Here is a 14,032-nt window from a genome sequence, read left to right as displayed (position 1 = left end):
GGAAGGGAAGAAGAGAGGGCTGCGGGCGCCGCTCGGGAGCGGTGGCGACGCCCGCGCCGGTCAGCGCTGCCTTATTCGGCGTAGGCCCACCGCATGTCCTGGCCGTTGCCGACCGGGCAGAAGCGGATGTTCTTCACCGACGAGGCATAGGGCCCGAACCACTTGGTGTTGTAGATCCAGATCCCCGCCGCATCCTCGTAGACACGTTGCGTGGCCTCTTGATACAGGCGCTCGCGCTCGGCCTGATCGGTTTCGATCAGGGCTTGCTCCAGCCGCTCGTCGACATACTCGCTGTGATAGGACGACACGTTGCGCGTCGGCGCATAGCGCGAGCCATAAAGCTCGCCGATCCAGTTGTTGGGGTCGGCGTAATAGGTGCTCTTCCAGTAGGGCACCATGTCCGGCATCGTCTCAGGGTTTTGCATCGCGGTCGAAATCACCGGCCAGGGCGAGCTTTCGATCTCCACGTTGATCCCCAGCTGCGCGAGGCCGTTCTGCATCAGCGCCGCCGCCTGTTCGGTTTCCGAGAAGCCGGCAAGCGTGCCGATCTTCAGCGTGCGGATCTCCTCGCCCGGATGTTCGGCGCGGTAAGCATCGAGATATTCGCGCGCCTTCTCAAGGTCGTAGGTGTAGCCCGGCACGTCCGGCACGCCCCAGAGGTTGCCCGGCACGATGGTCGGGTTGCGGGCAACGGTGCCCTGCATGATCTGGTTGATGTAGCCGTCGTAATCGAAGGCATGCACCATCGCGAGGCGGAAGTTCAGGTCATTCAGCGGGGCCCGGCCGTTGTGCATGGCGAGGTGGAACACGCGCATCGATTCTTCTTCGTTGACGGTGACACCGTCTGCCTCGCGCAGGCGCTGGATCTGGTCAGGTGCCAGATAGCCGTCCAGGCCGTGGTAGTCGCCGCGCATCAGGCCTTGCAGACGGGTGTTGGTCTCCAAAACGGTGCGGAATTCGATCTCGTCGAAATACTTGTCGCCCCAACCGGCGAAGTGGTCGGCGAAGCGCTCGCCGATGAAGCCGCGGGCCGGATCGTAGCGGCTCAGCGTATAGGAACCGGTGCCGGCGATGTTCTCGATCAGGAAGGCCTGACCCCAATCGCCGTCGACCTCGTTCTCCTGCACCAGCGCCGAGTTGACGACATAGATGTCACCGACCAGCGAGGCGAAGATCGCCGAGGGTTCCTTCAGCGTGAAGGCGACGGTGTGGTCATCGACGGCCACGGTATTGCCCGGGTCGATCATCGGCAGGAACAGCGCGCCCGCACCCAGCCCCAGCTCCAGCATCCGCTCGACCGAATAGACCACATCATTCGCGGTCATCGGGGTGCCGTCATGGAACATCACGTCGTCGCGCAGATGGAAGGTCCAGGTGAGCCGGTCCTCGCTGACATCGTGGCTGGTGGCGAGCCAGGGGATTTGGCGCGGCGGGTTGTCGACCCAGCGGTAGAGACCATCGTAGAAGTTGAGGCGGGTGGCCACGCGGGCCACGTCGCCGACCGTATGCGGGTCGAGCGTGTCATAGGCCGAGTTGTTGGCATGGACATAGCGGCCGGTCGATCCGGTGTCGGCGCGCAGGATCGAGGGCACGACAAAGGCGCCCAGACCGGCGAGCGGGCCGATGGCCAGCATCTCGCGCCGGTTCAGGGTGCCGGGCTTCTTCGTATTGGTCATGGTCTTTCCTCTCTGTTGGGGTCAGCGGGAGTTGGGGGCCGGTCGAAGGCTCGACCGGGTCTTGGCATCGGGGTCGTGACGGGTTCAGGCCCGTTCTTTGGCGACCCAATCGACGATCTCGGCATGGGTGGCGAACCAGACGTCGCCCTTGGCCTTGGCCAGCGCGATCAGGTCGTCGAGGATCCACATCCGCGAGCGGTAGCCCGTGACATGCGGATGCATCGTCAGCTGGAAGATCCCGCCCTCGGCGTAAGCGGCCTCGAACTCACGGCGGAAGATGTCGAACACGGCCTCGGGCGGCGTATAGGGACGCAGGGCCGAGAAGCGGTTCATGTTGAAATAGACGGCGTCGTCGCGGATCCATTCGACCGGCAGCTCGATCACCCCGGTGTCGACGCCATCGAGCAGCAGCGTGTGGCAATCCACATCCGCCATCAGCGAGCTGTCATAGGTCAGCCCCATGTCGCGGGTGATCTCCAGCGTCGCATCCGAGAAATCCCACGACGGGGTACGGATGCCCACCGGACGCACGCCCGAGATCTTCTCCAGCACATCGGCCGAGCGCATCTGCAGGTCGCGCTCCACATCCGCCGGCAGGACCGAGTTGCGCTCATGGATCCAGCCGTGGATGCCGACCTCGTGCCCTTCGGTCGCGAACATGCGGGTCTCGTCGGGGTAAAGCTGGGCCACCACCGCCGGGACATAGAAGCTGGCCTTCACGTCATGGCGGCGGATCACCTCCATGATGCGGGGGATGCCCTGCCGGTTGCCGTATTGTCCCCGGCTCATCGCGCCGATCGACTGGCCGCCGTCGCGCAATTCATTGCTGTCATGGTCCACGTCGAAGGACAGGGCGACCGCACAGCGCGCGCCGCCAGGCCAGCTTTTGGGCTTCAGGCTTTCGCCCGCCCGCACCCGCTCGACCTTGCCGCGCCAGACGGCCTCGGGCCATTCCCAGGGGTTCTCGGAAATCGTCATGCTATGCTCCTCAGGGGAAGGGATGGCCGGTCACCGGCAGGACCTGCCCGGTGATGAAGCCGGCTTGGGCCGACGCGAAGAACGCGCAGGCGGCGGCGATGTCCTCGGGCTCGCCCAGACGGCGCATGGCGATGCCGTCGAGCATTCGCTTCTGGCCCTCCGCGCCATAACCGGCCCATTGGCGCTCATAGTCGGGCGAGGTGCGGAAGAAGCCGGGTGCGACCGAGTTCACGGTGATGCCGAAGGGCCCCAGCTCCAGCGCCATCTGGCGCGTCAGGCCGACAAGCCCGTGTTTGGCCGAGCAATAGGCCTGAATGCCGGTGAGGCTGGGTTTCAGCCCCGCGCCCGAGGAAATGGTGATGATCCGCCCCGACCGCCGGGCCTTCATCGCCGGGATCACCGCGCGCATCAGGTTCAGCGCCGACAGCACATTGCCCTCGTAAATCGACATCCACTCGGCGTCGGTGACCTCTTCCAGCGGCTTCGGCGACTGGCCGCGCACACCGCCGGCGGCATTGACCACGACATCGGGCGCAAGCGGACCGAAGCGGTCCGCCACCGCCGCCGCATCGCCGAGGTCGATCACCTCTGCCTCGACGCCCGGCGTGGCGGCGGCTAGCGCCTGCAGCTCATCGCCGAGGATATCGGCCGCGACCACGCGCGCCCCGGCCTTGGCGAATTCGCGGGTGATGGCGGCCCCCAGACCGCGCGCGGCTCCGGCGACCAGCACCGTCTGTCCGGTGAACTCGAAACGCATCATTCCGCGGCCTCCTTCATTTGCAGCGTGCGGGCGAGGCCCGGCACCTTGGCCTTCACCGCCTCGATGGCGGCCACCACGTCCGAGCCGTCGCCCTTGCGGGCCGAGGCCGGCATCGCGGCGATGCGGTCGAACACCTCCCGCTTGACGAAATGCCGCCAATGCACCGGCATCGCCGCCAGCGCCTGCGTCAGCGCGGCGTAATTGGCGTCGGTCCAGATCGCCTCGAAGGCCAGGCGGCTGGCGTTGTAGCTGTAGGTCTCGGCCGCGGGCGCGACATGGGCAGCGCGCAGGGCCTCGGTCGCTGCCTCGTCCAACTGCCCCTCGCGGTCGACCACCACGCCGTAATGCGCCGCCGCCGCCTCGGGCGTGACCGAGCCACGCAGCACGTCGCGCACCACCAGCGCGACCGGCCGGGCGAAGGGATCGCCATAGCCCGCGCCGCCGCCCGAGGTCAGGTTGAACACATCCCCCGGCCCCATCGTCACCACATCCGTGTTGCCGAGGTTGATCACCTCGCCCGCCGCCGTGACACGGGTGAACAGCGAAGGCGCGCCGGGCTCGCCGCCGGCGCCGCCCCAGGCGGCAAAGATCGTGCGGTCGCGGTTGCGGGCGGTGATCACGGTGTCGGGGGTGAAGACCTCGACCTCCAGCTCGGTCGCCATGCCGCCGCGCGCGGTACCGGCGCCGCCGCTGTCCGGCACGAGGCCATAGCGGCGGAACTTGATCGGCACCTCGACCTCGTTGATCTCGACGGGGGTGTTCTTCAGGAACGACGAGGTCGCCCCCGATCCATCCGTCCCGTCGCCCAGAGCCGAGCCCCCTGCCCCGCCCGTCACCGGGTCGATCGAGGCCATCGACAGCTGGCCGGTCGCCGCGTCGAAGGTCTTGACGTTGACGATGCCGCCGCCGCCGGCCGAGCCGACCGGGATGCGATCCGGTGCCGCGCCGTGGAAGGCGCCGATGGTCACACCCTGCAGCCGCCCGCAGGTCAGCGAGCGCATGCCGACCGCGGCCGGATATTGCGGGTTCAGCACGGTCCCTTCCGGCACGATGCAGGTCGCCGCGCGCAGGATGCCGCCGTTCAGCGGGATCGAGGGGTCAAGCGTATAGAGGCAGTAATTATAGCCGACCATCAGCAGGATATGCGTGGGATTGCCCCCGGTCGGCATGTTCAGCGCCGATTTCAGCTGCGGGTCCGAGCCGGTGAAATCCAGAATGACGCCATCGCCCCGGACCTTCAGCGTCAGCTCCAGCCGCACCGGCACGCCAGCGGGGCCGTCCTCGTCCAGATAATCGACGAAGCGGTAGTCGCCGTCCTTCAGCGTCGAAATCACCGCGCGGGCGCGGGCCTCGCCCATGTCGAGCAGATCCTCGATGCCGTCGCGCACCACGTCGACGCCGAACTTGCGGATCATCTCGTGCATCTTCGCCTCGCCGGTGTTCACCGCCGCGATCTGCGCGTTGAGGTCACCCCGGTTCTGCTCGGGCATGCGGACGTTCAGCATCATCGTCTCGACCAGCTGCTCGTTCATCACGCCGCGACTGACCAGCTTCGAGGGGCGGAAGCGGATGCCCTCCTGATGGACCTCGGTATTGGCCCGCGACAGCGAGGCCGGCACCGCGCCGCCCATGTCCGTGTTGTGGATATGGCCGACCGCGAAGGCGATGATCTCGCCCTCCCAGAAGATCGGCTTCCAGATGTGCATGTCCGGCGTATGCGAGCAGACGAAGCCCGAATAGGGATCGTTGGTGATGCAGATGTCGCCTTCCTCGTAGTCCGGGATCATCTCCAGCGCGCCCTTGTAATCAAGGCCGATGAACCAGGTCGCCCCCAGATCGCGCGGGCTGGCGAAGGTCATGCCCGAGGGCGCGACAAGGCCGGTGGTGAAATCCTCGGTCTCCTTGACGAAGGTCGAATGCGCGGTGCGGAACAGGGTGAAGGCCATGCTCTCGGCCACGGCCTGCGCGTGGTTCTCCAGCACTTTGAGGGTGACGGGATCAGTGCGCATGGGACGGCTCCGAAAGGGTCAGGATGAGGTTGCCGTGGGCGTCGACCAGACCCGAGAAGCCGGCCGGCACGATGGTGGTGGTGTCGTCCTGCGCGATCACGCAGGGGCTGACGAAGCGCGCACCGGGGGTCAGTTCGCTGCGGTGGAACAGCGGCACCCGGGCCTTCGCGCCATCGAGCCAGGCATCGAGCGAGGCCTTGGCCGTGACCTCGTGCGGGCGGGGTTCACTGCGCGGCAGGGTCGGTTTGGCGGAATGGCCGGTGACCACGAGGTTGATGGCGATGATCTGGATCGGTGCCGCGGGATCGGCATGGCCATAGAGGCGGCGATGCTCGGCATGGAAGGCCTCGTGCACCGCGTCCAGATTGCCCGCAGCCAGCGCGGCGGGGTCGATCGGCACCTCGATCTCGAAGCTCTGGCCGCGGTAGCGCATCTCGCCCGAGGCGTGGAACACCGGCGTGCCGGCATAATGCTGCTCGTCGCGGATCCAGTGACCGGCGCGGTCGGTCAGGCGGGCGATGGTCTCGGCGATGCGCGGGGCATTGGCGGGGACCAGATCGTAATAGGCGGTCTCGGTGAAATCGTTGCGCAGGTCGGCGGTCAGGCCCCCCAGCGCCGACAGAACCCCCGGCGAGGGCGGGACGATCACCCGCTTCATGCCCAGATCGCGGGCGAGGAAGCAGGCCATCATCGGGCCGCCGCCACCAAAGGCCAGCAGGCTGAACTCGCCGACATCGATGCCCCGGCGGGAGCACAGCTTCGACACTTCGCGGAACATGCCTGAGACGGCGATGCCGACGATACCCTCGGCGGTGCCCTCCAGCGTCGCGCCCAGTTTATCGGCGAGGGGCTGGATCACCTCCACCGCCTTCGCGCGATCGACCGAGACCATGCCGAAGCCCAGAGCCGACAGATCCAGAAGGCCCAGCGTGACGAAGGCGTCGGTGATCGTCGCCTGCGTGCCGCCCCGGCCATAGGCCGCCGGCCCCGGCGTCGAGCCCGCGCTGTCCGGCCCCACCGTCAGCATGCCTGCCGCGTCGATGCGGGCGATCGATCCGCCGCCCTCGCCGATCGAGGTGACCGAAACCGTCGGCACGAAGATCGGGAAATCGCCCACGCCCTCGTTCATGCCGTAACCGGGCTGGCCGCCGGTGATGATCGCCACATCCGCCGAGGTGCCGCCGATGTCGAGGCTGAGGACCTTGTCCTCACCCGCCTCGCGCGCCACGAAGGCCGCGCCCATCACCCCCGCCGCCGTGCCCGAGAGCAGCATCTCCACGCAGGCAGTCTTGCCGGTCTCGACGGACATGACGCCGCCGTTCGACTTGGTGATCATCGGCTCGGGTGCGACGCCGATGCCGGCCAGTGCCCCCTGCAGCGCGCCGAGATATTGCGACACGCGCGGCTGGACATAGCCATGGATCACCGCGGTCGAGGAGCGCTCGTATTCGCGGATGATCGGGCGCACCTCATGCGAGGTGAAGGCATGCAGCTCGGGCGCCATTTCGGCGATGAGGCGCTTGGCCTCGGCCTCGTGTGCCGGGTTGCGGTAGGAATGCAGGAACGAGATCACCACACCCTCGGCCCCGCGGCGCTTGGCGCCCTCGACCGCGGCGCGCAGGCTATCCTTGTCCAAGGGGCTGTCGACGCTGCCGTCAGCGAGCATCCGCTCGGCGACGCCGAACACCAGATCGCGGGTGACGAGGGGTTCGGGCCGGGCCGAGAGCAGGTGATAGGGGTCGGGCATCTTCAGCCGCGCCAGTTCCAGCACGTCGCAGAAGTTCTCGGTGGTGAACAGCGCCAGCCGGATGCCCTTGCGCATGATGATCGCGTTGATGCCGACCGTTGTGCCATGGGTGAAATAGGTGATGTCGGCGGGGGGGATGCCGAAGCGGTCTTCCAGCGCCTTGAGGCCGTCGATGACCTCCTGTCCCGGACGGTCGGGGGTGGTCAGAACCTTGACGGTGCCCATCTGGCCGGCCGTCTCGTCAAATGCGCAGAAATCGGCAAAAGTTCCGCCGATGTCGACGCCCACGCGATAACCCATCACGCGTCTCCCTGTGGTGTTTTGTCTGAGTGTTCCGGCGTTTGGCGATACCCCAGCCGGCTGCTGATGCGCTCGGCGCCTTCCAGCACTGCGGCCCGCATCTGGTCTCGCTGTGCCTCGTAGCGCGGCGTGACCGTGGCGATGTTGATCACCGCCACGACCCGGCCGTCGGCATTGCGGATCGGAGCGGCAATGCCAGCCCCACCCGCGGCGTATTCGTCGATGATCGTGCCGTAGCCATCGCGCCGGATCTTCTCCAGCGCGGCGAGGATCTCGGCCTTCGTGGTCAGGCTGATGGCGGTGAACGCCTTGATTTCAACACTGTCGAGATAGGCGTCGATGACGTCCGCGGGCTGGAAGGCCAAGAGCACGCGCCCCATCACCGTGGCATAGCCCAGGAAGAAGGCGTGATCGGCGGAATCGTAGCGGATCGGCTGCGTGCTGACCCGTTTGATCATCAGCCGGGCGTCCTGATTGTCCGAGCGGACACAGACAAAGACAGTCTCATCGACCCGGTCGCGCAGCTCCTCGACGATCGGCGTCGCCACCGAGACGAGGAAGCCCTCGAAGCCGCCGACCCAGCCGAAGCCCTGCCGCAGGGCCTCGACGATCGAATAGCGGTCGGCGCTGTCCTTCTTGACATAACCCCGCGCCACCAGCGTCGACAGCAACCCGTAGGCCGAGGATTTCGGGAAGCCCAACCGGACCACGAGTTCGTTCAGGCGGACCGGCTCGGTCTGGGCGGAAAGGAATTCCAGCACGTCGAGGACACGGGCGGCGGACTTGACTTGGTTGTTCATATATGTGAACCTTGTTCGCATCTATAACCAGATAACGAAACGGCGGCTCGACCTGTCAACACTCTTGTTGCGGTCTCGTGACAGCGCTGTCGGAGATTCCCGCAAGAGACCCTGTCGCGCCGAGGCGGATCGGATGACTGAGATCCGAGCGTGTGATCACACGTAATTATCAGATTTTGCAGCGGGAATTTTCAGGTTTGAAAATGAGGGCCTGCGCCGAGGTATGATGCACGCCCTCCGCTCTGCCACCGTGACGAATGACAAAAAAACTTCGCAGATGCACATTCAATGAGCGCATGAGTGTCGCGAATCGGTGCCGTTGGACCTCGCGCCCCGCGCGGACATGGGGCCGTGTCGCGGATTTTCCCGCTCCGAGGTCAGCTGCTGGCGGGCACGCGGACGTCCACCGCACAGCCGGATCGGCCAAACGGTAAGGCTAAGATGCGTTCAATGAGGCGTTGGGGCTGCAGCGGCGCGCCAGATTAATTCTGTTTGGCGCTTGAGGCGGCGGGTTGGACCGTTAATCGAGGTCCGCCATCGACGCGGATGCAAGCCTACCGATGAGCGCGGCATGTCCGGTGCGGAGGGCAACAATATCAAACGCTGATCAAGGCGAGCGCTTGACGAGATAGAGAAGGGCCGGGGCGCGAAGCCCCGGCCCGAGGCCGTTAGCGGAACAGCGACAGGATGCTCTGCGGCGCCTGGTTGGCGATCGACAGAGCCTGAATGCCCAGCTGCTGCTGCACCTGAAGCGCCTGCAGACGTGCCGAGGTCTCTTCCATGTCGGCATCGACCAGCGAACCGATACCCGACTTCATCGAGCTCATCAGGCTGTCGACATACTCGGCCTGGATCTCGATGCGGCCTTGAACCGAACCGAAGTCAGCGGCGGCGCTGACGGCGGTTTGGGTCAGACCCTCGATGCTGGCGAGAGCGGCTTTCGCGCCCTGCTCGGTCGAGACGTCGAGCTGCGACAGGATCTCCAGACCGCCACCAGCCGTGCCGCCGGTGTTCAGCGTCGAGGTGGTGGTGATGCCCGCCGAGGTGCCGTTGGTGATGGTGATCGCACCGCCCGAGACGGTCGCCGAGATGGCAATGCCGTCCTTCTCTGCCTGGAAGTTCAGCATGTTGGCCAGACCGTTGGCGATGTCGTTCACGGTGTCGCCGTCACGGGCAACGTAGCGAACGGTGCCGGTCACGCCGGTCAGACCGCCGATGGTGTAGCCGTCGCCAGCCAGAACCGCGTTACCCGCACGGGCGGCGGTACCGGTGTCACCAACGACCGTCATGGTGCCGGTCGCACCCGCGGCGATGGCGCCAGCGCCGGTGAAGGCGGTCGCGGCCAGATCGGTGCCGGTACCGGCAGCCGACGCCTGCGTGCCGAGGTCAGCCTTCGAGGCCGAGATCGACGAGGCCGACACGGTGCCGTTGGCGTCACGGTCCAGCGAGGCCAGAACGTCGACAGTGCCCGAACCCTTGATGCCCGCGCCGGTACCGGTGTTGCCGACGATATCGGCGACCGAAGCACCGCCTTCGCGGTTCGACAGCAGGTTCAGACCGTTGAACTGGGCCGAGCCCACGATGGTCGAGATCTGGTCACGCAGGGCGACGACGTCTTTCTGGATCTTGTCCCGATCGACGTTCGATTCCTGGGCGGAGACGATCTTGCCCTTGATTTCGGTCATCAGGTCGGTGACCTGCTCGGCGGCCGAACGGGCCACGGCGACGGTCGACGAGCCCAGGGCGAGCGAGTCCGAGATGCCCTTGAAGCCCTTCACGTCGGACTCCATGGTCTTGGAGATCGCCCAGACGGCCGAGTTCTGCTTGGCCGACGAGACCGATTTACCGGTCGAGATCTCGTTCTGGGTTTGTGCCATTCCGGCGTTGATGTTCTTCAAGGTCTGAAGAGCCACCATGGCGGTGTTGTTCGTGAGAATCGATGACATGGATTTTCCTGTCTGGGGTTTGAGCAAGCCGCCTTGCGACGGCGTCTAAGCCCCTTCTGGACCTGCGCCTGACCCGACATCGCGGAAGACGCGCCACCAATGGTGCCTTACCAACATCTTACGAAGGACTTAAGAAGTCGTTGACGCGCGCGCACATTTGGCAGCTGTCGGCAAAAATCCAATGATTGTTTCGACTTAGCATGGTCAGTTGCCCAAGGAACGGGCGAATCGCCACAACCGAATCGGCGAATCAGCCGGCCGACATTGCGGCTTCGAAACGGGGCGCCACGTCCTGCCGCCAGAACTCTGTATCCTCGCGCAGGACGGTCTGCGCGGCCTCGAATTCGCCGGCGACCATCGCCGTCCAGAACCCGCGCAGGGTGCCGACGATCTGCTCGATCCGCTGCTTGGTATGGTCGGTGTGCAGCAGCGCCGAGACGATGTAGAGGTGCCGGTATAGCGACAGGATCTGCCCCGCGAGGAAGCGGTTGCTCAACCGGCCGGCCAACCGGGTCCGATAGGCCAGCAAGCTGTTGGCAAATTCCAGTTTTCCCGAGGTGTCGATGCGGTCGATATCGGCCATCAGCTCGCGAAACAGGGCCTTGTCGCCATGGGTGCGGAAGTCATGCACCATCGCCTGATCCAGCCATTGCTTGGCCTCGTAGAGATCGACGATTTCCTTGGGCGTGTAGTTGGTGACGTAGAACCCTTGCCGGGGCTTGCTGATCAGCACCCCCTGCCCCTCCAGCTCGCGCGCGGCTTCGCGCACCGGTCCACGGCTGACACCGAAAGTGTTCGCCAGATGCACCTCATTGAGGCGCTGGCCCGGTTTCAGCTCTCCAGCCGCAATCAGATGCATCAGTTCACCACCGATGCTTTCCGACAGCCTGACGGACGACAATTGGATTCTTTCAATGGATGTCATGGTCCGTCTCACTTGAGCTCATTCCCGCAGCGCCGTCAATGAACTGCCTGAATCGTTCACTACAGTCAACTGTTGACAGTAAAATGACTCACTCCTAAGCTCCCCCTCATCCCGGACCGCGTGCCCGGGTTGAACGTGCAGTGTCAGGTTTTCCTCGCCCTTTCAGGTCCTCGACTACCGGTGGATCGCCGCCCTCCCCCCTCGGGAAGGCGACGGAGACTGGCGGCCTGATGATGCGCCTGACCCATGCGCCCTGCCGCAGGATTGATCCTGGGATCCGACAGAAGATCTCAGGCGACCAACATGGAGACGACAGAATGAAGAGACGCGATTTCAACACCCTGCTGCTGTCGGGGCTGGCGGTTGGGGCCACCGGGCTGCCCAATCCGTGGAACGACGGCATGGCCTATGCCCAGACCGAGGGCGGCGGGCTCACTGCGCTGCTGACGCCCGAGCCGCCGATGCTGGTGTTGCCGCTGAACCAGCAGCAGCCGACCATCGTCGCGGGCTCGAAGATCTACGAGGGTCTGTTGAACTTCGACTTCGATCTGAACCCGCTGCCGCAACTCGCGGCCAGCTGGGAGGTCTCGGACGACGGCCTGACCTATACCTTCCACCTGCAGCGCAACGTGAAATGGCACGATGGCGAGCCCTTCACCGCCGAGGACGTGGTGTTCTCGTGTCAGGTGATGCTGATGGAGCTGCACCCCCGCGCCCGCGGCAATTTCGAGCGCTGCGAGAGCATCACCGCGCTGGACGAGCACACCGTGCAATTCGTGCTGCGCGAGCCCTTCGCGCCGTTCCTCAAGGCCTTCGAGGCCGGCTCGGCCCCGATCAGCCCCAAGCATATCTACGAGGGCACCGATTACGCCAACAACCCGGCCAACGACCATCCGATCGGCACCGGGCCCTTCATGTTCTCGGAATGGGTGCGCGGCTCGCATATCCATCTGGTCGCCAACCCCGATTATTACATCGAGGGTCAGCCCGGCCTGACCGAGATCTATTTCCGCATCGTCCCCGATGCCGCCTCGCGCTCGGTCGCGATGGAATCCGGCGAGGCGCAGATGTCGTGCTGGAACGATGTCGAGATGTTCGATGTCGAGCGTCTGGCCTCGCTGCCGCATCTGACCAAGACCAGTCAGGGCTACGAATTCTTCTCGCCGCTGCTGTGGTATGAACCCAACCTGCGCAAAGAACCCTTCAACGACCTGCGCTTCCGCAAGGCGATGATGCACCTTCTCGACAAGTCGTTCATCGTCGAGCGGATCATGTTCGGTCAGGCGAAGGCGGCGGTGGGTCCGCTGTGCTCGACCACCCCGTTCTTCGAGCCCGAGCTGCCGGTCTATGACACCGATGTCGATCAGGCGAAGGCGCTGCTCGATGAGATGGGGCTGACCCCGGACGCGAACGGCACCCGCGTGTCGATCAACTTCCTCGTCGTTCCGGCGGGCGAGATGTGGACCCGTCTGGCCGAATACTTCCGTCAGGCGATGGCCGCCGCCGGGATCGAGGTCACGCTGGTCTCGACCGATATGGCGGGCTGGGGACAGGCCGTGTCGAATTGGGATTTCGACATGACCAACAACCTGCTCTACCAGAACGCCGACCCGGCGCTCGGCGTGGCGCGGAGCTATATCAGCACCAACATCCGTCAGGGCGTGCTGTTCACCAACACCGAGGGCTACGAGAACCCCGAGGTCGACCGCCTGTTCGCCGAAGCCGCCGTCGCCATCGATCCGGCCGAGCGTCAGCGGCTCTATTCCGAGGTTCAGCAGATCCTCGTGGCGGAGCTGCCGGTGCTGTGGATGGCCGAACAGCAGTACCCGACGCTCTATGACAGCCGGCTGACCGACGTGATCGTCACCGGCACGGGCGTCAACGGCAACTTCGCGACGGCTCGCTACGCCTGATGAGTGCCGTGAAGAGCCTGGTCTCGAAGCTGACGGGGATCGCGTTCGCGATCCTCGTCATCGCCACCATCAACTTCGTGCTGGTCCATTCCGCACCGGGGGATCCGGCCCTGGTGATCGCCGGCCAATCGGGTGCCACCGATGCGGAATTCATCGAGCAGATCCGCCGCGACTATGGCCTCGATCAGCCGTGGTTCGTGCAATACACCAGCTACCTCACCAAGGTCGTGACGCTGGATCTGGGCTATTCCGTCCGCCAGCGCGCGGATGTGAGCGACCTGATCCTCGAACGCCTCGGGCCGACGTTGCTTCTGACCCTGTCGGCCTTTGGCCTGTCGCTGATCGGCGGCGTGTTCTTCGGCGCGCTGGCGGGCTTGCGGCAAGGGACGTGGAAGGATCTCGCCATCTCGTTGGCGGCGCTGATCCTCTATGCCACCCCGGTGTTCTGGTTCGGGCTGATGCTGGTTCTGGTGTTCTCCATCAACCTCGAATGGTTCCCGGCCTTCGGCTATGCCAACATCCGCGCCGCCAGCTTCACGCCGTGGCAGTACGCACTCGATGTGGCGCGTCATCTCGTGCTGCCCGCCGTCACGCTGGCCGCGATCTACATGGCCGTCTACACGCGGCTGATGCGCGCCTCGCTGATCGAGGTCAGCCACGAGGATCACGTCAAGACCGCCCGCGCCAAGGGCCTGACCGAGGGCCGCATCCTGCGCGGCCACATGCTGCGCAACGCCGCCGGCCCCGTCATCACCTTCGCCGGCCTGCAAGCCGGTGCGCTGATCGGCGGCGCAGTCGTGGTCGAGACCGTGTTCTCGTGGCCCGGCCTTGGCCGCCTGACCTTTGATTCCGTCACCGCGCGCGACTACCCGGTGCTCTTGGGCCTGTTTCTGGTCATGTCGATCCTCGTGATCGCCATCAACCTGCTCACGGACCTGATCCACCGCCTCGTCGATCCCCGGATCGGCGCGCGATAGG

10 protein-coding genes are annotated in these 14,032 nt (G+C 65.4%); 2 read left to right on the top strand and 8 right to left on the bottom strand.

Features of this window, described 5'->3' with window-relative positions; genetic code table 11:
* Positions 1 to 71 precede the first annotated feature (71 nt).
* The 8 genes from BCY78_RS03645 to BCY78_RS03610 form a co-directional block, all read right to left on the bottom strand.
* A complete protein-coding gene (locus tag BCY78_RS03645) occupies positions 72 to 1,676 on the bottom strand; it encodes an ABC transporter substrate-binding protein (RefSeq protein ID WP_068297999.1) in 1,605 nt (534 codons plus the stop codon).
* An 84-nt stretch (positions 1,677 to 1,760) separates the two neighbouring features.
* Positions 1,761 to 2,654 (bottom strand): polysaccharide deacetylase, encoded by an 894-nt coding sequence (locus BCY78_RS03640; RefSeq protein WP_068297996.1) that lies wholly within the window; start codon positions 2,652 to 2,654, stop codon positions 1,761 to 1,763.
* Positions 2,655 to 2,664: 10 nt separating this feature from the next.
* Entirely contained in the window at positions 2,665 to 3,414 is a 750-nt protein-coding gene (locus tag BCY78_RS03635; RefSeq protein WP_233499342.1) for an SDR family NAD(P)-dependent oxidoreductase, read from the bottom strand.
* Positions 3,411 to 5,423 carry a hydantoinase B/oxoprolinase family protein gene (locus BCY78_RS03630; RefSeq protein WP_068297993.1) on the bottom strand — a complete coding sequence of 671 codons (2,013 nt, stop codon included), beginning with the start codon at positions 5,421 to 5,423 and terminating at the stop codon, positions 3,411 to 3,413. Before BCY78_RS03630 ends, BCY78_RS03635 begins: the two co-directional genes overlap by 4 nt.
* Positions 5,413 to 7,470: a hydantoinase/oxoprolinase family protein gene (locus BCY78_RS03625; protein WP_068297990.1), complete on the bottom strand. Its 2,058-nt coding sequence runs from the start codon at positions 7,468 to 7,470 to the stop codon at positions 5,413 to 5,415. Before BCY78_RS03625 ends, BCY78_RS03630 begins: the two co-directional genes overlap by 11 nt.
* The gene (locus tag BCY78_RS03620; RefSeq protein WP_068297987.1) at positions 7,470 to 8,270 is read right to left on the bottom strand and encodes an IclR family transcriptional regulator; all 801 of its coding nucleotides are present in this window, start codon (positions 8,268 to 8,270) and stop codon (positions 7,470 to 7,472) included. Before BCY78_RS03620 ends, BCY78_RS03625 begins: the two co-directional genes overlap by 1 nt.
* A gap of 668 nt (positions 8,271 to 8,938) precedes the next feature.
* Complete coding sequence (locus BCY78_RS03615; RefSeq protein WP_068297984.1) at positions 8,939 to 10,216, bottom strand: flagellin; 1,278 nt, start codon at positions 10,214 to 10,216, stop codon at positions 8,939 to 8,941.
* Positions 10,217 to 10,466: 250 nt separating this feature from the next.
* Positions 10,467 to 11,141 carry a GntR family transcriptional regulator gene (locus BCY78_RS03610; RefSeq protein WP_083194800.1) on the bottom strand — a complete coding sequence of 225 codons (675 nt, stop codon included), beginning with the start codon at positions 11,139 to 11,141 and terminating at the stop codon, positions 10,467 to 10,469.
* A 317-nt stretch (positions 11,142 to 11,458) separates the two neighbouring features.
* On the opposite strand from BCY78_RS03610, the gene BCY78_RS03605 reads away from it, so the two are divergent.
* Positions 11,459 to 13,054 (top strand): ABC transporter substrate-binding protein, encoded by a 1,596-nt coding sequence (locus BCY78_RS03605; RefSeq protein WP_068297977.1) that lies wholly within the window; start codon positions 11,459 to 11,461, stop codon positions 13,052 to 13,054.
* Positions 13,054 to 14,031 (top strand): ABC transporter permease, encoded by a 978-nt coding sequence (locus BCY78_RS03600; RefSeq protein WP_068297974.1) that lies wholly within the window; start codon positions 13,054 to 13,056, stop codon positions 14,029 to 14,031. Before BCY78_RS03605 ends, BCY78_RS03600 begins: the two co-directional genes overlap by 1 nt.
* The last annotated feature ends 1 nt before the right edge of the window (position 14,032 follow it).

Source organism: Pararhodobacter sp. CCB-MM2 (genome assembly GCF_001691415.1).
In the GTDB taxonomy this organism is placed as follows: domain Bacteria; phylum Pseudomonadota; class Alphaproteobacteria; order Rhodobacterales; family Rhodobacteraceae; genus Pararhodobacter.
The sequence above is the reverse complement of the archived record's forward strand: the minus strand, read 5'-3'. Positions and strand labels throughout refer to the sequence as shown.